The 24,983-nt window shown below is 69.5% G+C and carries 16 protein-coding genes and 1 pseudogene; 6 read left to right on the top strand and 11 right to left on the bottom strand.

The genetic code is table 11. The features are described from left to right. Nucleotides 1–7: 7 nt before the first annotated feature. The 4 genes from kdpB to ACF1B9_RS27930 form a co-directional block, all read right to left on the bottom strand. Nucleotides 8–2,137 carry a potassium-transporting ATPase subunit KdpB gene (kdpB, locus tag ACF1B9_RS27945; protein WP_391740746.1) on the bottom strand — a complete coding sequence of 710 codons (2,130 nt, stop codon included), beginning with the start codon at nucleotides 2,135–2,137 and terminating at the stop codon, nucleotides 8–10. Next, entirely contained in the window at nucleotides 2,137–3,801 is a 1,665-nt protein-coding gene (gene kdpA, locus ACF1B9_RS27940; protein WP_391740745.1) for a potassium-transporting ATPase subunit KdpA, read from the bottom strand. Before kdpA ends, kdpB begins: the two co-directional genes overlap by 1 nt. A gap of 12 nt (nucleotides 3,802–3,813) precedes the next feature. After that, entirely contained in the window at nucleotides 3,814–3,903 is a 90-nt protein-coding gene (gene kdpF, locus ACF1B9_RS27935; RefSeq protein WP_376219722.1) for a K(+)-transporting ATPase subunit F, read from the bottom strand. Nucleotides 3,904–4,132: 229 nt separating this feature from the next. After that, a complete protein-coding gene (locus tag ACF1B9_RS27930) occupies nucleotides 4,133–6,667 on the bottom strand; it encodes a DUF4118 domain-containing protein (RefSeq protein ID WP_391740744.1) in 2,535 nt (844 codons plus the stop codon). Nucleotides 6,668–6,924: 257 nt separating this feature from the next. Here ACF1B9_RS27930 and ACF1B9_RS27925 point away from each other — a divergent pair, with 257 nt between their 5' ends. After that, nucleotides 6,925–7,980, top strand: coding sequence for a biotin/lipoate A/B protein ligase family protein (locus ACF1B9_RS27925; RefSeq protein ID WP_391740772.1), 1,056 nt, complete (start codon nucleotides 6,925–6,927; stop codon nucleotides 7,978–7,980). 164 nt (nucleotides 7,981–8,144) lie between these two features. Here the strand turns inward: ACF1B9_RS27925 and ACF1B9_RS27920 are convergent, their stop codons facing one another. Both ACF1B9_RS27920 and ACF1B9_RS27915 read right to left on the bottom strand, forming a co-directional pair. Continuing rightward, entirely contained in the window at nucleotides 8,145–10,676 is a 2,532-nt protein-coding gene (locus tag ACF1B9_RS27920; protein WP_391740743.1) for a SpoIIE family protein phosphatase, read from the bottom strand. Nucleotides 10,677–10,977: 301 nt separating this feature from the next. Continuing rightward, nucleotides 10,978–12,453, bottom strand: coding sequence for an amidase (locus ACF1B9_RS27915; protein ID WP_391740742.1), 1,476 nt, complete (start codon nucleotides 12,451–12,453; stop codon nucleotides 10,978–10,980). 281 nt (nucleotides 12,454–12,734) lie between these two features. Between ACF1B9_RS27915 and ACF1B9_RS27910 the strand changes: the two genes are divergently transcribed. Then, nucleotides 12,735–13,514, top strand: coding sequence for a hypothetical protein (locus ACF1B9_RS27910; protein WP_391740741.1), 780 nt, complete (start codon nucleotides 12,735–12,737; stop codon nucleotides 13,512–13,514). Here the strand turns inward: ACF1B9_RS27910 and ACF1B9_RS27905 are convergent. The 5 genes and pseudogenes from ACF1B9_RS27905 to ACF1B9_RS27885 all read right to left on the bottom strand — a co-directional run bounded on the left by ACF1B9_RS27905 (nucleotide 13,474) and on the right by ACF1B9_RS27885 (nucleotide 20,422). Next, entirely contained in the window at nucleotides 13,474–15,045 is a 1,572-nt protein-coding gene (locus ACF1B9_RS27905; RefSeq protein ID WP_391740740.1) for an NCS1 family nucleobase:cation symporter-1, read from the bottom strand. The two genes, ACF1B9_RS27910 and ACF1B9_RS27905, sit on opposite strands and share 41 nt — an antisense overlap. A gap of 90 nt (nucleotides 15,046–15,135) precedes the next feature. Next, nucleotides 15,136–16,137, bottom strand: coding sequence for a TIGR03842 family LLM class F420-dependent oxidoreductase (locus tag ACF1B9_RS27900; protein ID WP_391740739.1), 1,002 nt, complete (start codon nucleotides 16,135–16,137; stop codon nucleotides 15,136–15,138). A gap of 14 nt (nucleotides 16,138–16,151) precedes the next feature. After that, nucleotides 16,152–16,298: pseudogene (locus ACF1B9_RS27895) on the bottom strand (dihydropyrimidinase); the annotation flags it as partial. A gap of 567 nt (nucleotides 16,299–16,865) precedes the next feature. Then, on the bottom strand, nucleotides 16,866–19,013 hold the full coding sequence (locus ACF1B9_RS27890) for a DUF6351 family protein (RefSeq protein ID WP_391740738.1): 2,148 nt from the start codon (nucleotides 19,011–19,013) through the stop codon (nucleotides 16,866–16,868). A 266-nt stretch (nucleotides 19,014–19,279) separates the two neighbouring features. Continuing rightward, nucleotides 19,280–20,422, bottom strand: coding sequence for a mandelate racemase/muconate lactonizing enzyme family protein (locus ACF1B9_RS27885; RefSeq protein ID WP_391740737.1), 1,143 nt, complete (start codon nucleotides 20,420–20,422; stop codon nucleotides 19,280–19,282). 234 nt (nucleotides 20,423–20,656) lie between these two features. Between ACF1B9_RS27885 and ACF1B9_RS27880 the strand changes: the two genes are divergently transcribed. The 4 genes from ACF1B9_RS27880 to ACF1B9_RS27865 all read left to right on the top strand — a co-directional run bounded on the left by ACF1B9_RS27880 (nucleotide 20,657) and on the right by ACF1B9_RS27865 (nucleotide 24,941). Beyond that, complete coding sequence (locus tag ACF1B9_RS27880) at nucleotides 20,657–21,658, top strand: LacI family DNA-binding transcriptional regulator (RefSeq protein WP_391740736.1); 1,002 nt, start codon at nucleotides 20,657–20,659, stop codon at nucleotides 21,656–21,658. A 109-nt stretch (nucleotides 21,659–21,767) separates the two neighbouring features. Next, the gene (locus ACF1B9_RS27875) at nucleotides 21,768–23,108 is read left to right on the top strand and encodes an ABC transporter substrate-binding protein (RefSeq protein WP_391740735.1); all 1,341 of its coding nucleotides are present in this window, start codon (nucleotides 21,768–21,770) and stop codon (nucleotides 23,106–23,108) included. A 7-nt stretch (nucleotides 23,109–23,115) separates the two neighbouring features. Further along, nucleotides 23,116–24,066: a carbohydrate ABC transporter permease gene (locus tag ACF1B9_RS27870; RefSeq protein ID WP_391740734.1), complete on the top strand. Its 951-nt coding sequence runs from the start codon at nucleotides 23,116–23,118 to the stop codon at nucleotides 24,064–24,066. Further along, a complete protein-coding gene (locus tag ACF1B9_RS27865) occupies nucleotides 24,063–24,941 on the top strand; it encodes a carbohydrate ABC transporter permease (protein WP_391740733.1) in 879 nt (292 codons plus the stop codon). The genes ACF1B9_RS27870 and ACF1B9_RS27865 overlap by 4 nt, the downstream gene beginning before the upstream one ends. Nucleotides 24,942–24,983: the final 42 nt, after the last annotated feature.

Raw genomic sequence — 24,983 nt, 5'->3', positions numbered from 1 at the left:
CCGTCTGTCAGCGCAGGCCGGGGATGAACTGGATGCAGAGGTCGAGCAGCTTGATGCCCAGGAAGGGCAGTACCAGCCCGCCGAGTCCGTACACCCAGATGTTGCGGCCGAGCAGTTTGGCGGCGGAGGACGGCCGGTAGCGCACGCCACGCAGCGCGAGCGGGATCAGCGCGATGATGATCAGCGCGTTGAAGACGATCGCCGAGGCGATCGCCGAGGTCGGGCTGTGCAGGCGCATGATGTTCAGCTTGTCCAGGCCGGGATGGACCACCGCGAACATCGCGGGAATGATCGCGAAGTACTTCGCCACGTCGTTGGCGATCGAGAACGTCGTCAGCGCGCCGCGCGTGATGAGGAGTTGCTTGCCGATCTCGACGATCTCGATCAGCTTGGTCGGGTTGGAATCGAGGTCCACCATGTTTCCGGCCTCCTTGGCGGCCGAGGTGCCCGTGTTCATCGCCACACCGACGTCCGCCTGCGCGAGGGCGGGGGCGTCGTTCGTACCGTCGCCCGTCATCGCGACGAGCTTGCCGCCCTCCTGTTCACGCCGGATGAGGGCCATCTTGTCCTCGGGCGTGGCCTCCGCGAGGAGGTCGTCCACGCCCGCCTCCTCGGCGATGGCGCGCGCGGTCAGCGGGTTGTCGCCGGTGATCATGACGGTACGGATGCCCATCCGGCGCAGCTCGTCGAACCGCTCCCGCATGCCCGCCTTGACGACGTCCTTGAGGTGGATGACGCCCAGGACCCGGGCAGTGCGCGTACCACCGGCCCGGGACACCTCGCCGACGACCAGCGGGGTGCCTCCGCTCGCCGAGATGCCGTCGACGATGCCGCCGACCTCCGCCGTGGGGTGACCGCCGTTGTCACGGACCCAGCGCATCACTGCCGTCGCCGCACCCTTGCGCAGAGACCGGTTCTCCCGAGGATCGTCGAGGTCGACACCGCTCATTCTGCTCTGCGCGGTGAAGGGGACGAACCGCGCCCGGTCCAGCTCTCCTTCGCTGCGGGCGCGCAGCGCGTACTGCTGCTTGGCGAGAACGACGATCGAGCGGCCCTCGGGCGTCTCGTCGGCGATGGACGAAAGCTGGGAGGCGTCCGCGAGTTCCTCGATGCCCACCCCGTCCACCGGCAGGAATTCGGCGGCCTGGCGGTTTCCGAGGGTGATGGTGCCGGTCTTGTCGAGCAGGAGCGTGTTGACGTCACCTGCGGCCTCCACCGCGCGCCCGGACATCGCGAGGACGTTGCGCTGCACGAGCCGGTCCATGCCCGCGATGCCGATCGCCGACAGCAGCGCGCCGATCGTCGTCGGGATCAGGGCCACGACGAGGGCGACCAGGATGACGATGGGCTGCTCGGCCCCCGCGAAGACGGCGAAGGGCTGCAGGGTCGCCACCGCGATCAGGAAGACGATCGTGAGGGACGCGAGCAGGATGTTGAGCGCGATCTCGTTCGGCGTCTTCTGCCGGGCGGCCCCCTCCACGAGTGCGATCATCCGGTCGATGAAGGTCTCCCCCGGCTTCGAGGTGATCCTCACGACGATCCGGTCCGAGAGCACCTTGGTGCCGCCCGTCACCGCCGACCGGTCGCCGCCCGACTCGCGGATCACCGGCGCCGACTCCCCCGTGATGGCCGATTCGTCGACGCTCGCGATCCCCTCGACCACATCGCCGTCGCCGGGGATGATCTGCCCGGCCTCGACGACGACGTGATCGCCGAGTCGGAGGGCCACGCCCGGGACCTCCTCCTCCGCGGCGTCGGCGGCGCCCGGCCGCCAGCCGACGAGGCGGCGGGCCGTCGCCATGGTCTTGGCGCGGCGCAGGGTCTGCGCCTGTGCCTTGCCGCGTCCCTCGGCCACGGCTTCGGCGAGGTTGGCGAAGACGGATGTCAGCCAGAGCCACGCGGTGATCACCCAGGCGAAGACGCCGGGCGTCCTGATGGCCGACAGGGTGGTCAGGACCGCCCCGACCTCCACCACGAACATGACGGGGTTGTGGAGCATCAGGCGCGGGTCCAGCTTGCGCAGGGCACCGGGGAAGGACGTCAGAAGCTGCTTGGGATCGAGCAGTCCGCCGGAGACCCGGTACTGCTGACTCCCGGCGCCGGGCGGAGTGGGGGCGGAGGCGGCGGTCGTGGACATCAGTGCAGACCCTCCGCGAGGGGTCCCAGCGCGAGCGCGGGGAAGTATGTGAGACCGACGACGATGAGGATCACCCCGGTCAGCAGTGCGACGAACTGCGGCCGGTGGGTCGGCAGGGTGCCCGCGGTGACCGGCACGGGCTGCTGCGCGGCGAGCGAGCCGGCGAGTGCCAGGACGAACACCATCGGCAGGAACCGGCTGACGAGCATGGCGACTCCGAGCGCGGTGTTGTACCAGACGGTGTTCGCGCTCAGCCCGGCGAACGCCGAGCCGTTGTTGTTCGCGGCCGACGTGAAGGCGTACAGGACCTCGGAGAATCCGTGCGGTCCGGAGTTGAGCATGGCCGCCCTCTCGCCCGGTAATGCCATCGCCAGCCCCGCACCGATCAGCACGATCGCGGGCGTGGTCAGGATGTAGAGCGAGGCGAACTTCATCTCCCGGCCCCGGAGCTTCTTGCCGAGGTACTCGGGTGTACGGCCGACCATCAGTCCGGCGACGAAGACCGCGACGACCGCCAGGACCAGGATCCCGTAGAGCCCGGAGCCGGTGCCGCCTGGCGCGATCTCCCCCAGCATCATGTTGAAGATCGCCATTCCGCCGCCGCCCGGCGTGTACGAGTCGTGGGAGGAGTCGACCGCTCCGCACGAGGTGAGGGTGGTGGACACGGCGAACAGGGCCGAGGCCCAGATTCCGAACCGTGTCTCCTTGCCCTCCATCATTCCGCCGGCGGCGTGACCGGCGGCGCTGCTGACGCTGTGCAACTCGTTCGCGGTCACGATGGCGACCGACGCACCCCAGATCAAGGCCATCACGGCGACGATCGCGTAGCCCTGACGGTTGTCGCCGACCATCGTGCCGAAGGTCCGCGGCAGCGAGAACGGGATGACCAGCATCAGGTAGATCTCGATCAGGTTGGTGAGGGCGCTGGGGTTCTCGAAGGGGTGCGCGGAGTTCGCGTTGTAGTAGCCACCGCCGTTGGTGCCCAGTTCCTTGATGGCCTCCTGGGAGGCGACCGCGCCCCCGGTCAGACGCTGGTGCCCGCCCGCGATGGTGGTGACGTCGTGGATGCCGTGGAAGTTCTGGACGACACCGGCGGACACCAGCACGATCGCGAAGACGAACGCGAGGGGCAGCAGCACGCGCAGCACGATCCGCGTCAGGTCCACCCAGAAGTTTCCGATGCGATCGGTCCTCTTCCTCGTGAACCCGCGGATCAGTGCGGCGACCACGGCGATGCCCACGGCCGCGGAGACGAAGTTCTGCACGGCGAGGCCCGCCATCTGGACCAGGTGCCCCATGGTCGACTCGCCGGAATAGGACTGCCAGTTGGTATTGGTGACGAAGGACGCCGCGGTGTTGAACGACTGATCCGCGGTGACCGGCTTCATTCCCAGGGACAGCAGGAGGTGGTTCTGCAGGCGCAGAAACGCGTACAGGAAGAGCACCGACACCGCGGAGAAGGCGAGGACGCTGCGCAGATACACCGACCACTTCTGGTCCGCGTCGCCGTTCACTCCGCCTGCCCGGTAGACCAGGCGCTCCACCCGCCCATGGTGATCGGTGGTCAGGACGCGCGCCATGTAGCCGCCCAGCGGGCGGAACGTGAGGCACAGCGCGATCATCAGGGCGAGCACCTGGAGCCAGCCCGCGAGGGTCTCGTTCATCCGGGCCCGCTCCTAGAACTTCTCGGGGAGGATCAGGCAGACGATCAGGTAGATCACGAGGCACACCGCGACGATCAGGCCGACGACGTTCTCCACGCTCACAGGCGTCCGACCCCCTTGGCGGCCAGGCCGATGAGGGCGAACACGACGACTGTGAGGACGACGAACAAGACGTCCGACATGCGCGAGGCACCTCGCAGTGCATCAGAGGCGGGACTGTTCACCTCGACCGGAACACGGTGTGATCATTCACTTCTGACGCTATATCAGCCGACTTCGGGAGTGCCCCGAAGCTCCACGGGCCGATCGGGTGGCGGTGGGCTGCGGAGAATCACCGGGCGCGGTCGGACGTCGCGCTGCCGCCGGGCGCGGCGCTCGGAAGGGTGAGCGTCGCCGAGAAGGCCGCACCGGCCCCCACAGAGGTCGTCTCCAGGACCCCGCCCATGGCTTCGGCCAGGTCGCGCGACAGCCGCAGAGCCAGACTGCCGGCCTCGGCACCCGATGCCCGGGAGACGGCCGCGCCCGGTTTCCGGCCCCGGTCGGGCATCCCGTCCTGCACGCGGATCTCCAGGCGGTCGCCCCGGACTTCGGCGGTGAAGACGGGCGGCCGGTCCGGCGGGCTGTGTCGCAGGGCGTCGGCCCCGAGGGCGGTCAGGGCGCGGGTGAGGAGGGCGGCGTCGGCGATCACATCGGGCAGCTCTTCCGGCAGGCGCACATCGATGGAGTGGCCGCCGGGCCCGAGGTCGTCCAGAACGACGCCCAGCACCTCGTTGAGGTCGACCGGGCGCAGGTAGAGGTCGAGTGCACCGGCGTGCAGACGGCTTACGTCATGGAGATCGGTGACCAACTGCGCCGCGCGGTGCACGGCCGCACGCGCCACCTCCAGCAGTTGCTGCTCCTCCTGCGGGGCGGGCTCGTCGGCGCGTCGATGCCGCAGCCGCACGAGAGCCTCTTCTGCGGTGTGCAGCGGAGCAGGCAGATCGCGGCCCGCCGCGAGGAGCAGAGACGCCCGGGTGCGTTCGGCGGCGGCGAGGGTGTCCGCGCCACCGGAACCCCCGGCGATCCGCCCCCGGGCATGGGACAGTCCCAGTTCGGCGGCGCACGCGGCGAGGACGCGCTGGTCCTGGGTACTCAGTCCGGCACCGCGGCCGACCAGGGTGAGATCGTCGTCGACCGGGCTCTCCACATCCGCCTCGTAGGGCCTTTCCGGCGGCCGCTCCCCGGCGCTGGCCACCACGTACCAACGGGGCACGGGAGAGGCGTCCGGATCTCTTTCGAGCAGGCTGATCGCGGCCAGGCCGAAGTACTCCCGGATCTGTTCGACGAGTGCCGGCAGATCCTGTCCACGCATCATGGCGGCGGCCAGGCGGCTCAACGCCCTCGCCTCCGACGTCGCACGCACAGCCTGGTGCGTACGTTGCGCGGCCGCTCCCGCGGCTGTGCCAACGAGAGCGGCCGTGGCGACGAAGACCACGAGCGCGGCGATCTCGTCGGGACGCTCCGTGACCAGCGAGTGCACCGGTGCCGTGAAGTAGTAATCAGCGAGCAGCGCCGCGGCGAAGGCGGCGAACAGAGCGGGGTAGAGACCTCCGACCAGGGCGATCGCGACGACGGCGAGCAGATAGATCACCAAGTCGCTGGAGAGGCCGAGCCGACCGCGCAGCGCTGTCGACGTCAGCAGGAGAGTCAGTGCGGGCAGCAGCACCACGGCACCGGCCAACGCGGACCAGTACCGTCTCGGACCCATGCCGCGGCTCGGATGCGGCAGCCTCAGCGCGGCAGGACCGACCGCCTCCTCGTGCGTGACGATGTGCACGTCGACCGGACCGGACGCCTTGATCGTCCGCTCCCCCACACCCGCTCTCAGGAAGGAGGCGAGCCGGCCGTGCCGGCTCGCGCCCAGCACGATCTGGGTGACGTTCTCCGCCTCGGCGAACTGGAGCAGCGCATCGACGACATCCTCGCCCGTGGTCTGGTGGTAGCTGCCGCCCAGCGACTCCAGAAGGGCGTGCTGGGCGTCCAGCACGGCCGGGTCGACCCCGGTGAGCCCGTCCTCCGGAACCACATGGAGTGCCAGCAGTTCGGTGCCGGGGGTACGGGCGCTGATCCGCGCGGCTCGGCGGATGAGGGTCTCGCCCTCCGGGCCGCCGCTGAGGGCGACCAGGATCCGCTCCCGGGTCTCCCAGGGGGCGGAGATGCCGTGTTCGGCCCGGTAGCGCTGCAGCCCCTCCTCCACCCGGTCGGCGAGCCACAGGAGGGCGAGTTCGCGCAGTGCCGTGAGGTTGCCGACCCGGAAGTAGTGGGTGAGTGCGGACTCGATGCGGTCCGAGGGGTAGATGTCGCCGTGCACCATGCGGCGGCGCAGGACCTCGGGCGGCAGATCGACCAGTTCGATCTGGTCGGCGCGACGCGCCACCTCGTCGGGCAGGGATTCGCGCTGCCTGACCCCGGTGATCTGCCGGACCACGTCATTGAGGGATTCCAGGTGCTGGACGTTGAGTGTGGTGACGACATCGATCCCCGCGTCCAGGAGCTCCTCGACGTCCTGCCACCGCTTGGCGTTGCGGGCCCCCGGAACATTGGAGTGAGCCAGCTCGTCGACCAGCGCGACCTGGGGACGGCAGGCCAGCACCGCGTCGAGATCCATCTCGGTGAAGGCCGCGCCGCGATGGGCCAGGGTGCGCCTGGGGATCGTCTTCAGGCCCTCGGCCATGGCTGCGGTGGGCCGGCGTCCATGCGGCTCGACGAAGCCCACGACGACATCCGCGCCCAGTGAACGCAGCCGCTGTCCCTCCGCGAGCATGGCGTACGTCTTGCCGACCCCGGGGGCTGCCCCGAGATAGATCCGCAACCGTCCACGTGCCACCGGCGAACTCCTGCCAGGTCACCCCCCGTGTCATGCGCGCGCCCTTCCATGGTGCTCTTCTCCGGTCCGCTCCACCCGCCGGCACCGGCCCCGGACCGGGAAGGGGATCTCACGGTCCGGTCGGGAACGCTTCCGCACGGCGGGCACGGTGGTCCCGGACAGCGGACCCGTCGCGGTGAAGGGCACGGACTAAACCGTATGGTGGCGGTGTGTGCCTGATCGGAGTGGAAGAGTCGGGCGGACATGGAGGCATGGCTGTGCACGGTGAGTACAAGGTCCCGGGCGGCAAGCTCGTCGTCGTGGACCTGGATGTCCGGGGCGGGGCGCTGCGCGACGTCCGGGTGGCCGGGGACTTCTTCCTGGAACCGGACGAGGCGATCCTCGCGATCGACGCGGCGCTCGAAGGCGCTCCGGCCAACACCGACACCGCCGGGCTCGCCGCCCGGATCGACGCGGCTCTCCCCGCCTCGACGGTGATGCTCGGCCTCACCTCCGAGGGTGTGGCCGTCGCCGTACGCCGGGCCCTCGCGCAGGCCACCGAGTGGAGCGACTACGACTGGCAGCTCATCCACGAGGCGCCGCAGTCCCCCGCGCTCCACATGGCGCTCGACGAGGTCATCACCGCGGAGGTCGCCGCAGGCCGGCGCCCGCCGACGCTCCGGGTCTGGGAGTGGGCCTCACCCGCCGTGATCATCGGCAGCTTCCAGTCGCTGCGCAACGAGGTCGACCCGGCAGGCGCCGAACGTCACGGCATCACGGTCGTGCGCCGCATATCCGGTGGCGGCGCCATGTTCGTGGAGCCCGGCAACACCATCACGTACTCGCTCTCGGTCCCGGACGCGCTCGTCTCGGGCCTCTCCTTCGCCGACAGTTACGCCTATCTCGACGACTGGGTGCTCGGCGCGCTCGGCGACATGGGCATCAAGGCCTGGTACCAGCCGCTCAACGACATCGCCACGGACGCCGGAAAGATCGCGGGCGCGGCCCAGAAGCGTGTGGTGGGCGGGGAGGGGGCCGTACTGCATCACGTGACCATGTCGTACGACATCGACGCCGACAAGATGCTGGAGGTGCTGCGGATCGGCAAGGAGAAGCTCTCCGACAAGGGCACCAGGAGCGCGAAGAAGCGCGTCGACCCGCTGCGACGTCAGACGGGGCTCGCGCGCGAGGCCGTCATCGAGCGGATGATCGACTCCTTCCGGACGCGGCACGGCCTCACGCCGGGCAAGGTGACGGACGAGGAGATGGAGCGGGCCGAGGAGCTCGTACGCACGAAGTTCGGCACCGAGGAATGGACCGCGCGGGTGCCGTGAAGCGGGTGCCGTGAAGCGGGTCCGGCCGAGCCGGTCCCGCGAAGCCGGTTGCGCACAAGGTGACGGTGCGGAGCCGGTTGCGCGAGATCGTCCCGCACGGCCGGAGCCGCACGGCCGGAGCCAGGGATCGCGTGCCCCGGTCGGACCGGCGTCCCGGAATGCCCTCAGGCCGGCGGTGTCGGGATCTCCTGCTCGGTCCAGATGATCTTGCCTTCGGGGGTGTACCTGGTACCCCAGCGACGAGTGAGCTGGGCGACGAGGAAGAGGCCACGACCGCCCTCGTCGGTCGTCCTCGCGTGGCGCAGCCGGGGAGAAGTGCTGCTGGTGTCGGAGACCTCGCAGATCAGGACGGACTGGCGCAGCAGTCGCAGCCGGATCGGACCCGTGGCGTAGCGCACCGCGTTCGTGACCAGTTCGCTGACGATCAGCTCGGTGGTCATCTCCAGCTCCTCCAGGCCCCACGTCCTCAGCAGACGGGCCGTCCGGGCCCGGACGCCCGCGACGGCGGCGGGGTCGGACGGCACGTCCCACGAGACGACGTGGTCGGGGCTCAGCTCGTGGGTGCGGGCGAGCAGCAGGGCGACGTCGTCGGGCTGCGGGACCGGGAGGAGCTGGTCCACGACCGTCGCGCACAGGGCGTCGAGGGAGAGCCCGCGCTGGGACAGCGCGCCGCCGAGCCGGGACATCCCGAGTTCGGCGTCCCGGTCCCTGCCTTCGATGAGGCCGTTGGTGTAGAGGCCGATCAGGCTGCCTTCCGGCAGCTCGATCTCCGCCGTCTCGAAAGGCATCCCGCCCAGGCCCAGCGGGGGGCCCGCGGGCAGTTCCGGGAAGCTGACGCGCCCGTCCTGGGAGACGACGACGGGGGGCGGGTGGCCGGCGCGTGCCATCGTGCAGAGCTGGGTGACCGGGTCGTAGACGGCGTACAGGCAGGTGGCACCGAGCACGGTCGCGCCGCTCACCTCGCCCTCGGGTTCCTCCTCGCTCAGGCGCAGCACGAGGTCGTCGAGGTGGGCCAGCAGTTCGTCGGGGGGAAGGTCCATGTCGGCGAGGGTGTGCACCGCGGTGCGGAGCCTGCCCATGGTCGCGGCGGCGCTTATGCCGTGGCCGACGACATCGCCGACGACCAGGGCCACCCGGGCGCCGGACAGCGGGATCACGTCGAACCAGTCGCCTCCGACACCGTCCTTGGCGTCCGCCGGAAGGTACGAGGAGGCCACGTCCAGGGCCATGCCGCCGGGCAGCGTGTGCGGGAGCAGACTGCGCTGGAGTGTCAGCGCCGCCGCGTGCTCACGGGTGTAGCGGCGGGCGTTGTCCACGCACACCGCCGCCCGTGCCACCAGTTCCCGGGCCGGGAGCACGTCCTCCGGTTCGAAGGGGACCAGGTTCACCGATCGTATGAAGGTGGTCAGGCCGAGCACCGTGTCCCGGGCCCGCATGGGCACAGAAATGAGGGAGTGGAGACCGAACTCCCGGACGCGCGCCGCCCTGGCGGGCTGTTCGACCGCCCACAGATGGCGGACGGAATCGAGGACCGGGATCAGGACGGGTTCACCGTCCACGAGGAAGCGGAAGTCGTTGGGCGGGGGCACGAAGTCCACCGGTTCGCCGATCCGGGCGATCGCCTCCGGGCAGCCCTCCCGTACGGAGCGCAACCCGGCGCGGCGCATCCTCGGCCGGGACGGCGAGGCGCCGCTCGCGCCGGGACGCGCGGTACCAGCGTCGGGGAGCCCCGTACCGGCGAGCCCCGAGCCGGGGGGCCACGGCCCCGGCTCCTCGGGGCTGGCGACCGGCTCCAGCAGATCGACGAGGACGAGATCGGCGAACCGCGGTACCGCGAAGTCGGCCAGTTCCTGAGCCGTGCGCATCACGTCCAGCGTGGAGCCGATGCTGACTCCGGCGTCATTGACCAGGGCCAGGCGCTGCTGGGCCTTCCACCGGTCGGTGACGTCCAGGACCATGTAGCAGATGCCGGTGATGGTGTCGTCGCCGTCGGTCAGGGGGAAGAACGACGTGGAGTAGGCGCGCTGACGGTGCGGATCGGCCCAGCTCCACCCCCGGTACTCGTAGTCGACGACGGGGACGCCGGTCTCCAGCACGCTGCGCATCAGGGTCTCTATGGCGTCGGCCTCCAGTCCCGGGAGCACTTCGCTCATCCGGCGGCCCACGCGCTGCTCGCGCGGGACGCCGCCGAAGCGTTCCAGGGTGTCGTTCACCCATAGGTAGCGCAGTTGCGGACTCAACACCGCCATCCCGATCGGTGAGCTGGTCAGAAAGGCGTCCAGCACGGACTGCCCGAGCGTCCATTCCGGCCGTCGTTCGCGTCCCGAGACGAGGAAGCATTCCCGGCCGTCCAGGTGGAACGAGGCCGAGACCCGCAGATCCACATCGATCTCCCGGCCGTCGCGCCGCCGCACGGCTGCGGCGCCGCTCCACCCCACACCGGCGCGGCACCGCTCGGCGATCCCCGCCACGCGCACCGGATCCCCGGGCATCGCGAGGAGAAAGCCGGCGGGCCGCCCGACCACCTCGGCGGCGCGGTACCCCAGCAGGTCCTGCGCGCTCTGCGTCCAGCCGACGACCGTTCCGGTCCCGGCGACCACCGCGGTCGCGTCGTTCGCCGTGTCGAAGGAGTGCGGGGCGGTGCCGGACCGCGGCGGTTCGGCTCCGGGCGTCGACGGCGGGCCTGCGGACGCCATACTGGTCACCACCCATCCACTCCGGTCCCAGTCCATGATCCCGCCTGCGGCACTCCGGTGCGAATGTCCGCGACCGCTGTTCCGGGGGCGGAACCACCGGGGCGGATCATCCGGGGCGCGGTTCCCCGGACCCGGCGCCCTCGTTCGGATCACGTCGGACCGGCGTTCCGGCGCTTGGGACGGACGGGGTCCTCGAAAACGGGCGCAGTGCTCCAGTCGGGTGGTGTCCGACGCATGCGTCACACGGCGCGCGGCCTCCGGCCCGTCCCCGGCCGACCGCGCGGGGCGGGGCACGGGTCCGTCAGCGCCCGCCGCCCGGCCTGACGGAGAGGGACGGCTCGGGGGGCCGGTGCTCGTACCAGCGCCGGTCGGCCTCCAGTTGGGCGGCGAGGGAGATCAGCCGTTCCTCGCTGCGGGAGGGACCGAGCAACTGGGCGCCGACGGGCAGCCCGTCGGCGGTGAACCCGGCCGGTACGTTGATGCCGGGCCAGCCCAGTACGTTCCAGGGCCATGCGTACGGGCAGGCCTCGGCCATCGTCACATCGGTGCGCCAGGCGCTCAGCCCGTCGAACCTGCCGATCGGAGGCGGCGGCAGCGCGGTCGTCGGGGTGAGCAGCACGTCGTATCCGGCGCGGGTCCCGGACGTGTGGAAGAACGCACCGATCCTGCGGTGCTGACGCACCTCCCGTTCCCTGGCCGCCCGCACCACCCGGCCGCCGAGCCGGGTGCCGGTGCGCAGGGCGCTGCGGGTGCGCGGGTCGAGGAGAGCGGGGTCGGGGTGGCGGGCGGCGAGCTCGGCGATGCCGACGGTGGCGCGGGGGACGAAGCCGAGGCCGATCAGCCCGTAGCGGGGCCTGGCCTCCTCCACCTCGTGGCCGAGACGGGCGAGGGCCTCGGCCAGCGCGGTGACGGCCCGTCGCACCTCGGGGTGGGGCGCGGAGCCCGTGAGCGTGAGCGGGGGACGCCAGGCAAGGGCGATACGCAGTCGGCCGGGGTCGCGGCGGGCGGCGGCCGAGGCCTCGACGGGGGGCGGCCGGTGCGGATCGTCGGGGTGCGGTCCGGCGACCGCGTCGAGGAGCAGGGCGGCATCGGCGACGGTCCTGGCCAGCGGCCCGTTGACGGTCAGGCCCTGGAACGCGTCGCTCTGCGGGTGGACGGAGATCCGGCCCCGCTGCGGCTTGATGCCGACGAGGTGGGTCCAGGCCGCGGGGATACGGACGGATCCGGCGCCGTCCGAGCCGAGTGCGGCGGGGACGAGCCCGGCCGCCACGGCCGCCGCGGAACCGCCGGACGAGCCGCCGGGGGTGTGTCCGGTGTTCCAGGGGTTGCGGGTGGCGCCGAAGGCGGGGCCCTCGGTGAAGGGCCACTGGCCCAGCTCGCAGGAGTTGGTCTTCCCGACGATCACCGCCCCGGCGGCCCGCAGTCTGCGCACGGCCTCGCTGTCCGCGGCGGCGGCGGGCAGGTCGCCGTCGCAGCCGAAGTAGGTCGGCATCCCGAAGACATCCGTGTCGTCCTTGACGGCGACCGGTACGCCGAGCAGAGGCAGCCGCTCCCCCGCGGCGAGCCGGCGATCGGCCTCGGCGGCCTCGGCGAGCGCGGCCTCGGCCCGCAGGTGCCGGAAGGCGTTGAGGATGCCCTGGCTGGCTTCGATCCGGCTCAGGGCGGCACGTACCTGGTCGACAGAGGTGGTTCGGCCTTCGGCCAGCTCACGTGCGCTCTCGGTCAGCCCGATCGCGCCGGCCGGTTCGCCGGTTTCCACGGCTTCCGTTGAGGACATGGGCTGCCCGCCTTCCTCGAATGGCAGGTGCGCGCGCCCGCACCTGTACGCGAGAACGAACTTACCGGAGGGTAACGAGTTACGGGCGGTCCGCTCAACCGTTCGGAGGAGGGCGGCCGGAGACGGCCGCACGAGCCATGACGCACAACCGGGCACACATCACACTGTGTGTGCGCTTCGCCAGTGGTCCTCCGTCGCGCGGCCCACCACGCCCCGACGTACGCTCAAGGGGATCGGATCGCACACCTGGGCAGGCCCGACGGCCCTTCGAGGGAGGCACCGTGACCGGCCAACTCATCGGCACACGCGGGACCGCCCTGGCGGCGGTGTTCGTGCTGGGAATCACGAGCGGCGGCCTCGTCGGCGGCGGTGTGGCGCACGCGGACAACGGCATCGACACGCTCTCCGCCCAGCAGATCGCCGACCGCTCGCGCGACGCCCTCCTGAGCGCCCGGTCCCTGCACCTCGGCGCGCGTGGCGACCTGGACGGCGGCAACCCGTCGATGGTCCTGGGTCTCACGCTGGACCGGGACGGCAACTGCAACGGTGCGGTGGATCTCGGCAACCAACAGGGATCGGTCCGGATCGTGAAGCGCGGCGACGACATCTGGGTCAAGCCGGACGCGGACTTCTGGAAGAACCAGGTTCCCAACGGCGGCTCGGCCTTCGCCGCGATCCTCAACGGGCGTTACATGAAGGGCTCGGCCACCGACCCGAGGCTGCGCGACGTGGCCGCCGGATGCGATCTGACCACCTTCCAGAAGCTGGTCAGCGACAACGCGAACAACGACCGGGGAACGCTGAACAAGGGCAGGAAGACCACGCTGGGCGGGGCTCCGGTGGTGCCCCTGACCAAGGTCAGGGACGGCCGGACACTGACGGTGTACGTCGCGGACACGGGTAAGCCCTACCCGCTGAGGATCACGGTGCGGGGCGGCGGGGCGAACGCGGCGGTGGACCTCTCGGCCTTCGACAAGCCGGTGCCCACGGCCACGCCGCCGCCTGATCAGACGTACGACATCAGTGCTCTGCTGAACCGTACGACGTCGGCGCCGCTGTGATGTCGGCCCGTCCGCTGAGCACCACGTACAGCACCAGCGAGGAGGCCAGCCCGACCGCCCAGCCGTAGTCCGCGAGCGGCTTCAGGAACGGGATGAGTCCGCCGGACGGGAACGGGCCCGTGCCGGGGGCCGAGTGCGAGCCACCGATCGCCAGGACACCGCCGACGGCGAACGCGAGGACCGCCCGCCAGTTCCAGCCGTTGACGTACCAGTACCGGCCGCCGGGACGGTAGAGGTCCGCGAGGTCGAGCACGGTGCGGCGGACGATCCAGTAGTCGGCGATGAGAATGCCCGCGACCGTACCGAGGAGCCCGCCGACCAGTCCGAGCCAGGTGAAGATGTACAGCTCGGGGGTCCCGGTGAGTTTCCACGGCATGATGACGACGCCGACGACACCCGTGATCAGTGCTCCGGTACGGAAGTTGATGAGTTTGGGGGCGAGGTTCGCCAGGTCGTAAGCGGGGGACACGACGTTCGCCGCGATGTTCACGGAGACCGTCGCGACGAGCACGGTCACCAGGGCGTACAGCAGCCCGAAGACGTTGTCGGTCCTGGCGACGAGCTGGACCGGGTCCCAGATCGCCTGCCCGTACACGGCCTGCGAGCCGGAGGTGACCAGGACCGAGAGCAGCGCGAAGAGCGTCATCGTGGTCGGCAGGCCGAGCGACTGGCCTCGGATCTGGGCGCGCTGGCCGGCCCCGAAGCGGGTGAAGTCGGGGATGTTCAGCGAGAGCGTGGCCCAGAAGGCGATCATGCCCATCAGGGAGGGGAAGAAGACCGGCCAGAACTCCTTGCCCCAGCCGAGCCGGGAGGGCTGGTCGAGCAGCGGGCCGAGCCCGCCCGCCTTGACGGCGACCCAGACCAGCAGAACCACCGCGCCGACGATGACGAAGGGGGCCGCCCAGTTCTCGAACCGGCGCAGGGCGTCCATCCCCCGGTAGATGATGGCGAGTTCGAGCGCCCAGAAGAGGATGAAGCAGAGCCAGAGCGTCCACGGCTGACCGCCGATCCCGGACGCCGTCGCCCAGCCCCCGAAGACCTTCCCGAGCAGGGTGAAGATGCCGACGCCGCCGATCCAGGTCTGGATGCCGAACCAGGCACAGGCCACCGCCGCCCGGATCAGCGCGGGCAGATTGGCTCCGCGCAGACCGAAGGAGGCGCGGGCCAGCACGGGGAACGGGATGCCGTACTTGGGTCCCGCGTGCCCGGTGAGGAGCATCGGGCCGAGCACGATCAGGTTGGCGAGGGCGATGGTGAAGACGGCCTGCTTCCAGTCCATGCCGAGCGCCACCAGGCCGGAGGCGAGCAGCCACGACGGGATGTTGTGGGCCATGCCGACCCAGAGCGCGGCGAAGTTGTACGTCGTCCAGCGGCGCCGTTCCAGCGGAACGGGCAGCAGGTCCTCATTGACGAAACGGTTGTCGGTGGGCACGGCGCCGGGAGCGAGTCCGATGCGGCCCGACGGATCGGATATCGGGTCCTGTGGTGGAAGCGGTGGGGTGGGTGGAGTGGGCGGGACGGTCGACGTCATGGCGGCTGGACCCTTCGCTCGGGAACGGTGCCGTGCGGGGCGGGCGGCGCGGGGCGTACGTACAGCCGTGGGGGCGGTCGGGTCCGACGGTCAGCTGGACAGGGCGGGGATGATCCGGGAGCCGTAGGCGTCGATCGTCGCCTCGCGCGCGTCGTGCATGTCGTACACGGCGAACTGGTCGACACCCAGGTCACGCAGGACCCGGAGCTTCTCGATGTGGGCCTCGGCCGGGCCCAGCAGACAGAACCGGTCGACGATCTCGTCCGGCACGAAGGTCGTGTCGGGGTTCCCGGCACGGCCGTGATGGCTGTAGTCGTAACCGGACCGCCCGGCGATGTACGCGGTCAGGGCCTCAGGGACGAGACCGGAGTGCTCGCCGTACCGGGAGACCAGGTCCGCGACGTGATTGCCGACCATGCCGCCGAACCAGCGGCACTGCTCGCGGGCGTGGTCGAGGTCGTCGCCCACATAGGCGGGGGCGGCGACGCAGATGGTCACGGAGGCCGGGTCGCGGCCGGCCTGCGTCGCCGCGTCCCGTACCGCCTTGACCATCCACTCGGTGAGGAACGGATCGGCGAGCTGGAGGATGAAGCCGTCGGCCTTCTGCCCGGCGAGGGCGAGCGCCTTCGGACCGTACGCCGCCATCCAGACGGGCAGTCTGCCGTCCTTGATCCAGGGGATCCGGACCGGCTGCCCGTCGACGGTGGCCTCCCGCCCCTCGGCGAGGTCGCGGATGACGTCGATGGCCTCGCCGAGGCGGGCCAGGGTGTTGGGCCTGCGGCCGGCGACACGCATCGCCGAGTCGCCGCGCCCGATGCCGCAGACCGTGCGATTGCCGTACATGTCGTTGAGGGTGGCGAAGGTCGAGGCGGTGACCTCCCAGGTCCGGGTGCCCGGATTGGTGACCATGGGGCCGACGACGAGGTGTTCGGTGTGTTCGAGGATCTGGCTGTAGATGACGAAGGGCTCCTGCCAGAGCACCGCCGAGTCGAAGGTCCAGCCATAGCGGAAGCCGTTGCGTTCGGCGCGGCGCATCAGGCCGACGACGGACGAGGCGGGCGGGTCGGTCTGGAGAACGAGTCCGAAGTCCATGGCGGGTGCTCCTGGTCCAGGTACTGACAAGTGGCGCGCGGGGTGTACATGCCGTGGTCGGTCCGGCCGGTGAACTTCCTTTCGTCGATGACGACTTCGCCGCGCGAGAGTACCGTCTCGACCTGGCCGGTGATCAGCTTTCCCTCGTACGCCGAGTGGTCTGGGGGGGCACCGGGGTGCCGTCTTAGTCGCCCAGTGCGCATACCGCCCTCTCCCAAACTCCGGTCTCCAGGTACTCAAGCGCACGCCGGCAGAGGCTCTGGGGGGCGCTGCCCTTGAGTGACGTGCTCCGGGAGATCCTTCCACATCAGGCCGTGCCGAACCTTGAACAGCGACGCCTCGAACGCGAGTCGCGGGGGGACAATCCTGGACCGCTTTTTGGGTCTTGGGAAGAGGTCTACTGCACACGCCCACTGCTCGTCGGTAGGTACCGGCAGCACCAGAGGAAGTGCTTCCCGGCCGTCAGACCCGCGCTCCCCTCGTCCGCCGTGTCCGGTCCCCGGTCGGGGACCGGACACGGCACGCCAGGGCTGGGAATGCCGCCAGGCCGCCCCGCACCCCGATGCTCTCCTCCCCCACTGACGACAAGGAGGGGAAGAGTGAGGGTGACGACGCTTCAGCGGCCCGGAAACACGTGCTGACCTGGGCGAACGCGGTAACTCATCACCAGTGGCACCAAAGCGAGAGGTCGCACCTGCCCCCGTTTGGGCTCGCCTGCCACGATCCTGTCACGTCCGGTCGAAGGAGAGCCATGTACCGGCGAGGTCCTGCTGACCCACCCCGGGCCTGGACCAGTCGCAGACACCGTCCCGGAAGATCGCCTTCAGATCCCTGAACTGGCCTTCGGTCACCGGCACTTCGTAGTCCGAGCGGGTCACGGGGCGCTTGCGGCACTTGACGATGTCGTTGGCCACATCGGCTCCGGCGACCATCCGCGGCGATGTCCACACCGGGTAGAGGGTGTTGCACTCGGTGTTGTTGATGCCCTCGACCTGGGGCTCCGTGATCTTCTTCGCACCGATGCCACGGGTCCAGCAGGCGTCCGTGAGACCCTGCGGCTTGTGGCGGACGATCTTCTCGATGGGCGCTTCGTTGCCGGAGTCTCCCTTGATGCCGGTGAGCCACTGGTCCATGTCGGACAGCATCCCGGCGAGAGTGAATCCGTGCCCGTTGGAGCGAGTGAGCATGACCTGGTTGGCGTGTGTGCCGTTGGCCTTGTCCAAGCGCGCCCGGGTGGAGAAGGAATGGAAGCGCATGTGCATGTCGCCGGCCGCCGCGTCGTCCGTGTAGTCGCGGTAGTCGATGATCGGAACGTCGGCGAGGCCGGCACCGCCGTTCAGCATGCGACCCGTGCGGTAGGCCGTCCGTACCGCCTTGAGATCGGCGACGGTGCGCTCCGCGGCGGGTTTGGCGTCGTCGTCGAGGCCACCGATACGCCGGTTCAGGTCGATGAACTGGTCCATGTCGATGGTCCCCTTGTTCAGGGCCTCAAGTCCGTACTGGATCCCCGTGTTGTCGAGCGGCCTGCGCGCCTTCCCCGTCTCCGGTACCTCGCCGTACACGTTCACGGTGTGGCTGTAGACATCACAGCGGGCACCGTCCGGGTTGGTGTCGGGGTCGTAGCGCTGTCCCTCGGGCAGTTGGGGCGGGCAGAACACCGTGGGGTCGATACGGCCACCCGCCCTGGCCAGGCTGCCGATGCTCTCCCACTTGCCGAACCCGGAGACCGCCCTCTGCTGCTCCTTGGTGAACGCGTCCGGCGCGACTTCCTTGAAGTAGTGGTTCAGGAGCTGGGCGTCGCTGAGCGTGTGAATCGTCCCGAAGCCGACGTCGGGGAAGCTGCAGCCGGAGAGGATGCCGTCCAGCAGACCCGGGTAGTTGTCGGCGATCTGGTGGGTCTGGTACGAGCCGCCGGAGCAGCCGTTTCCGATGGTGAAGGCCGGGTCGCCGTACGTCTCCACGAAGCGTTCCTTGACCATGCTCATGGTCTCGGCGGCCAGCAGGTCGTTACAGTTGTTGCCGAAGACGTTCAGCGTGGACGATGCGACGCCGTAGCCCTTGCTCAGATACGTGTCGTTCATGATGCCGGCGGTGTTGCGGCCCTGGATGTACCAGCCGCTGTTACAGCCCCCGCCGAAGCCGTACACGAGGCGCCCGTTCCAGCCCGGCCCACGCTGCAGCGGGTCGGGGGTGCCGGACGTCGGGTCGTGCAGCACGGCCGTCTCGTAGATGCCGCGGTTGATGGTGCCGGTCTCGACGCGGACGATGTACGGCACCTCCTTGCCCGCGCTCGTCGTGGCGGTGGCCAGGTCGGCGGGACGGACGTCCTTGTCGGGCAACGGAACGAACTTGCCGGCCGTGGTGCGATACATGTAATCGACGCGGGTCTTGACCGAGCAGTCCTTGTCGATCGGCTGCCCGAGGGTGCCGCCGGTGACCGTCTTGAATTCGGCGGTGTCACAGACGAACGGCTGCTCGTGCGGCCCGGCGAACACCGGCCCCGTGATGGGGTGGTTCTTCAGGGTCAGTTGTCCTGTGTCCGCACCCTGAGCCCTGGCAGTGAGCCTGTTGTCGCCCTTGGACAGCTCCTTCACCACGCCCATCAGCGCATTGTCGCCGGAAGGCCGGAAGCTCGAGGTCACGTCCCGGCCTTCCACCTCGACCCGGACGTGGCCGGCCGCTATGGAGGCGGGCACCTCGACACGTATCAGGGCGTCGTCTCCCGACACCGTGCCGGGCCGCGACGACACGGCCGTCACCTGCAGCTTCTCACGTTCCTGACTGCCGGCCGGCGTCGTCGCGCCTACCAGCACGCCCATGAACGCTATGCCGGCAAGGCCCAGTTCGACCGGCCTCGCGGCTCCTGTGAACGACACGACGGAACTCGCCTACTTCCTGAAGTCGGAGATCGTGCTCAGTGTGCGGACGCGGGCTGTGGGCCCGCCGGGACGGTGATGCGAATGTCCCGTTGTCATGGTGTGCGGGTCAGCGCGGGGGTTGTCCGGAAGGGACCCGCGCCTTGTCCGGCGTCGGTCCGGAAGGGACCCGCGCCTTGTCCGGCGTCCTGTTCGATACCGTTGTACGCGGCCTTCGATTCCGCCGGGGCGGGGGCGGGCCCGCGCCGCCGACCGGCCCTGCCCGGCTACCAGTTGGTGAACGCCCCGTCCGCCGTGCGCAAGTGTGGGCGCTCGGCCGCCGCGGCCTGGTACCGGCGCGCCGCCTCCCGGTCGATGTCCACGCCGATGCCGGGCAGTTCACTCAGCTCCACCCGCCCCGGCAGGATCGTCGGCCGCGCGGTGAAGAGGGCGGCGATGGCCGGCTCGGGGTCGGTCTGGTGCTCCTGGATCGCCACATTGGGGCAGGCCAGGTTGAGTTGGAGCGAGGAGGCGGCGGTGACCGGGCCGAGCGGGTTGTGGGTGGCGAGCTTGATGTGGTGGGTCTCCGCCATCGCCGCGATCTTCTTCGCCTCGGTCAGGCCCGCGGCCACCCCGACGTCCACGCGCGCGTAATCGATGAGGTCGTCCTCGATGAGTGTCCTGAACTCCCATTTGGAGCCGTACTGCTCACCTGCGGCGAGCGGAACGCCGGTGCGGGCCCGCAGCATGCGGTAACTGTCCGGATTCTCACAGCGCAGTGGGTCCTCGACGAAGTACGGGCGGGCCGCCTCGATCTCCCGGCACAGGGTCAGCGCCTCCGGCGGATCCAGGCGCGTATGGACGTCGAGGATCAGCTCCACTTCGACGCCGGCCGCATCCCGCACCTGATGGAAGAGGTCGACCGAGTCGCGCAGGCAGCGGCGAGCGTCGAGCGTGCCGTCGGCGTCGTGCGGCGAGGCGAACCGCAGATGACGCCAGCCCTCCGCGACCAGGTCGCGGCAGCGGTCCAGGAACCGCGCGCGGTCGTGGTAGCCGTCGCCGACGTGCACATAGGCGGGTACGTGATCACGCACCCGGCCACCGAGGAGTTCATGCACCGGTACGCCGAACGCCTTGCCTCGAATGTCCCAAAGGGCTACGTCCACCGCTGCGATGGCTGCGCCGAGTATGCGGTCGGCGGGGAAGAACCCGCGCCGGAACATCACCTGCCAGAGGTGCTCGATCCGTCGCGGGTCCTCACCGACGATCAGCTCCGCGAGGTGCTCGAGACCGCCCGCGACCGCACGTTGGCGCGACCTGATGCCGACCTCGCCCAGACCGTGGATGCCCTCGTCGGTGTCGACCACGACCAGCATCATGCTGTCGCCGTGGTCGGGGAGAGTCAGCACTTCCAGGCCGGTGATCTTCATGCCACTCCTCTATGAAAACGTTCCCGCAATTTCAGTGCTGTTCTTGAGAACACATCATCGGCAGCAGTCGAGTCGAAGCGCAAGGCCCGTGCATCCAGAAGGTTTTCCTCGATGAAATAGTCCTGACACGCGTCTTGACACGCCCTGGGAACGTTCGCAAGCATCAACCGCATTCGCAGAATCCAGATGCGAGACGACCGGGGTCCCCGGCTCAAGACGACGAGGAGGCCGTCCGTGGCAGTCACGATCCGAGAGGTGGCGAGCGCTGCGGGCGTCTCGGTGTCGACGGTGTCCCGTGCGTTCACCGCACCCGACCAGGTGCAGCCGGCGACCCGGCAGCGCATCCTCGACGCCGCGGCCGAACTCGGCTACTCCCCCAACCCGGCGGCCCGTTCACTGCGCGGCGGCGGCACCGGAACACTCGGCCTGATCGTCCCGGACATCGCCAACCCGTTCTTCCCGCCGATCATCAAGGCGATGCAGGCCCGCGCCCGGCGCCTGGGCTACACGGTCCTGGTCGCCGACAGCGACGAGCGCGAGGCGGACGAGCTGGCCGCCATCGCGGCCGTATCGAAGCGGGTCGACGGCCTGATCCTGTGGGCCTCCACCCTCACCGAGGACCGGCTCCATGAACTCGCGGGCCAGATGCCGCTGGTGGTGGTGAACCGTCATGTGCCGGGCATCCCCGAGGTCCGGATCTCACTGTCCGCCGGCATCGCGCAGGCCGCCGAGCAGTTGAAGGCGTACGGCCATCGGCGCTGCGTCTTCATCAACGCGTCCCGCGCCGAGCTGAGCCGCGGCAAGTCCATCCAGGAGTCCTTCGAAGCGCTCGACCTCTCCCTGTCCGAACTTGGACCGTACGAGCCGCGGTTCGAGACGGGCGTGCACGCCGCCACCCTCGTCGCCGCCCATGATGCGACGGCCGTGATCGCCCACAACGACCTGGTCGCCCTCGGCGTACTGCACCAGATGGCCAACCTCGGCGTGAGCGTGCCACGCGACGTCAGCGTCATCGGCATCGACGACACACTGCTCGCCTCCGTCTCCACCCCCAGCCTCACCACGATCAGGATCGACCCCGAGGAGATCGCCACGCGTGCGGGGGACCTTCTGATCGAAACGATCGCGAGCACAACAGGCCGTGTTGGAAAGGGACTTGAAATCAGCTCCTCCTTCGTGGAGATCGGCTCCCGTCTGATCCCCCGCGCCTCGACGGGCCCCGCACCCGTCCACTGATCCACGACGCACACCACCGCAACGAGCAAGGCACCGCGCCGAGCCCACTCCTGCCCTTCTTGGAGCCGTTATGCCCAGAAACTCCCGCTGTGCGGCCATACTTGGCTGCATGGCGCTGACCGCGACCCTCGCGGGCTGTTCCTCCCTCACCCCGAGCAGCGCCGACGGGGACGGCGATCTCGTGCTGCGGGTGCAGGGCATGCCGCCGGCCACCGACAAGCCCGGGGTCGCCCTGTTCAAGAAGCAGGTGGCCGACTTCGAGAAGGCCAACCCGGGCATCAAGGTCAAGGGTTCGACCACGGTCTTCGACCCGCTGACGTTCTCCGCGAAGCTGTCCGGCGGCAATGTCGAGGACGTCATCAAGGTGCCGCTGACCGAGCCGCAGCGGCTCATCCAGCAGAAGCAGGTGCAGCCGATCACCGGGCAGCTCAAGGAGTGGAAGCACTTCAAGGAGTTCAACCCTCAGGTCCTCCAGCCGCTGACCGACAGCTCCGGCGACGTGTACGGCGTACCGCAGAATCCGTACGCCCAGGGCCTGGTCTACAACCGCGAGCTCTTCGAGAAGGCCGGTCTCGACCCCGACAGACCGCCGACCACCTGGGCGGAAGTCCGCACCGCCGCCAAGAGGATCAGCGACCGGACCGGCAAGGCGGGCTTCGTCCACGAGTCCAAGGACAACCAGGGCGGCTGGCAGCTGACGATGCTGTCCTACGCCTTCGGTGGCGAGCTGGAGAAGGAGCAGGGTGGCAAGTACACCGCCACACTCACCGGGGAGCCGACGAAGAGGGGGTTGCGGCTGCTCAAGGACATGCGCTGGAAGGACGATTCGCTCGGCAAAACCCTGCTCAACAATCAGAACGACGTGATCAAGCAGTTCGCAGCCGGGCAGGTCGGCATGTTCATGGGCAGCCCGGGGACGTATCGACTGGCGAAGATGCAGTTCGGCATGGAGAACACCGACGCCTTCGGGGTTGCCTCGATGCCGCAGTCCGGCGGCAACGCGACACTCACCGGCGGCGACATCTACATGGTCCCGAAGTCCGCCGACAAGAAGCACGCGGCAGCCGCCGTCGAGTGGCTGACCTTCGCCTACGTCAAGCCGCAATACAGCACCGACATCGCCGCCGAGCAGGCCAAGGCGCTCTCCGCCGACCCGAAGTCCGCGGTGGGCGTCCCGACGCTGCCGGTCTTCGACAAGAAACGGCAGACCGAGATCGACGCCGCGATCAAGCCGTACATCAATGTGAAGCTGCAGAACTTCAAGCCGTACATCGACGGCCTCTCCACGCTGAGGCTGAGGCCGGAGCCGCCGTACCAGGCGCAGAAGCTGTACATCGCGCTCGACCCGGTGGTCCAGGCGGTGCTCACCAAGGGCGATGCCGACATCGACTCCCTGCTGGCCTCGGCCGAGAAGGACGTCAATGCCAAGCTCGCCGCGGACCAGAAGTAGCCGGCCCATGGCCCTGCTCACTCCGTCCCGGCGCCCGGCCGCTGTGTCCAAGGAGCCCGCGCCGCGAACCCTGCCGCAGCGGCGACGTGGCACCGGCGCCCGCAAACAGCTCACGGCCTGGCTGTTCCTCGTCCCCGCGCTGCTGGTCTTCGGGCTCTTCGCCTGGTGGCCGATCGTGCGCAGCCTGCTGCTCAGCTTCCAGAAGACCAATTTGGTCGAGCCCGCGGTCTGGGTCGGCCTGGACAACTTCCGTACGCTGTTCGACGATCCGCTGCTCGGCACCGCCGTCGGGAACACCCTGTTCTTCGTGGTCCTCGGCCTGCTGATCGGCTTCCCGGCGCCGCTGATCCTGGCCGCGATCATGTCGACGGTGCGACGCGGCGCGGGCGTCTACCGCTTCCTGGTGTATCTGCCGGTGGTCATCCCGCCGGTGGTGGCGATCCTGCTCTGGAAGTGGTTCTACGATCCCGGGAGCGGACTCTTCAACAACGTCCTCGGCAAGGTCGGGCTCGGCCCGTACTCGTGGCTGGAGTCCTCCGACAGCGCCATGCTCTCGCTGGTCCTGGAGGCCACCTGGGCGGGCATGGGCGGCGCCGTCCTGATCTACCTCGCGGCGATGGTCGGCATCCCCGGCGAACTCTATGAGGCCGCCGAGGTGGACGGCGCCGGGATCTGGCGGCGGATCTGGCATGTGATGCTTCCCCAACTCAGGCCTGTCATCGGCCTGTTGATGCTCGTTCAGTTGATCAACACGGTGCAGGTCTTCACCGAGCCGTACGTCTTCACCGGCGGCGGACCCGAGAACTCCACCCTCACGGTCCTGCTGTTGATCTTCCGGTACGCCTTCCAGGACGGCGCGTACGGCCAGGCCGCCGCACTCTCCTTCCTGATGGTGCTCGCCCTCGCCCTGCTCTCCGCGGTGTATCTGCGGGCCACCCGCAGCTGGAGCACGTCATGACCACGCTCACCACCTTCGTCTCCACCAACGACCGCCAACGCCCCGGCGTTCGCGCCGCAGTGCGATCCATCCAGGTGTTCACCCTGGTCCTGCTGCTGCTCATCGGCATCGGACCGCTGTACTGGATGGTCAAGGGCGCGGTCTCAACGCCCACCGAGCTCACCACTCAGCCCCTGGCCCTCTGGCCGGACCGGCCGGCCCTGGGCAACTTCTCGGCGGCGTACACCGATCTGAGCGTCGGCCGCTATCTGATGAACACGTTCCTGGTGGTCGGTGGATCGTGGTTCGTGCAGCTCTTCGTTTCGGCCACGGCGGGCTTCGCCCTTTCGGTGCTCAGGCCGAGGTTCGGCAAGGCCGTCTACGGGGCGATCCTCGCCACGATGTTCGTGCCGTACACGGTGAACATGGTCAGCCTCTTCATGACCGTGATCGATGTGCCGTTCCTGAACCTCAACCTGGGCGACACCTACTGGGCGATCTGGTTGCCGGCCGGCACGAACGCCTTCACGGTGCTACTCGCCAAGCAGTTCTTCGACGCCCTGCCCAAGGAGCTGTTCGACGCGGCGCGGGTCGACGGGGCGAGTACCTGGCAACTGCTCACCAAGATCGTGCTGCCCATGAGCAAGCCGGTGCTCGCCGTGATCAGTCTGCTCGCGGTGATGCACTCCTGGAAGGACTTCATCTGGCCGCTGGTGGCCATCACCGACCCCGAGAAGCAGCCGATCAGCGTCGCTCTCGCCCAGCTCGCCACGCAGGCTCCGCAGGACCAGCTGATCGCCGCGATGGTGCTCGCCGTCGCCCCGCCGGTGCTCGTCTTCGTCGTCTGCCAGAAGTACATCGTCGCCGGGCTCGGCTTCACCGGAGTCAAGGGCTGAGTTCCACCGGAGCCGGCGGCCGAACCCTCAGCTCTCCCACCA

Origin of the sequence: Streptomyces sp. NPDC014727 (genome assembly GCF_043083485.1) — a bacterium.
GTDB lineage: Bacteria > Actinomycetota > Actinomycetes > Streptomycetales > Streptomycetaceae > Streptomyces.
The sequence above is the reverse complement of the archived record's forward strand: the minus strand, read 5'-3'. Positions and strand labels throughout refer to the sequence as shown.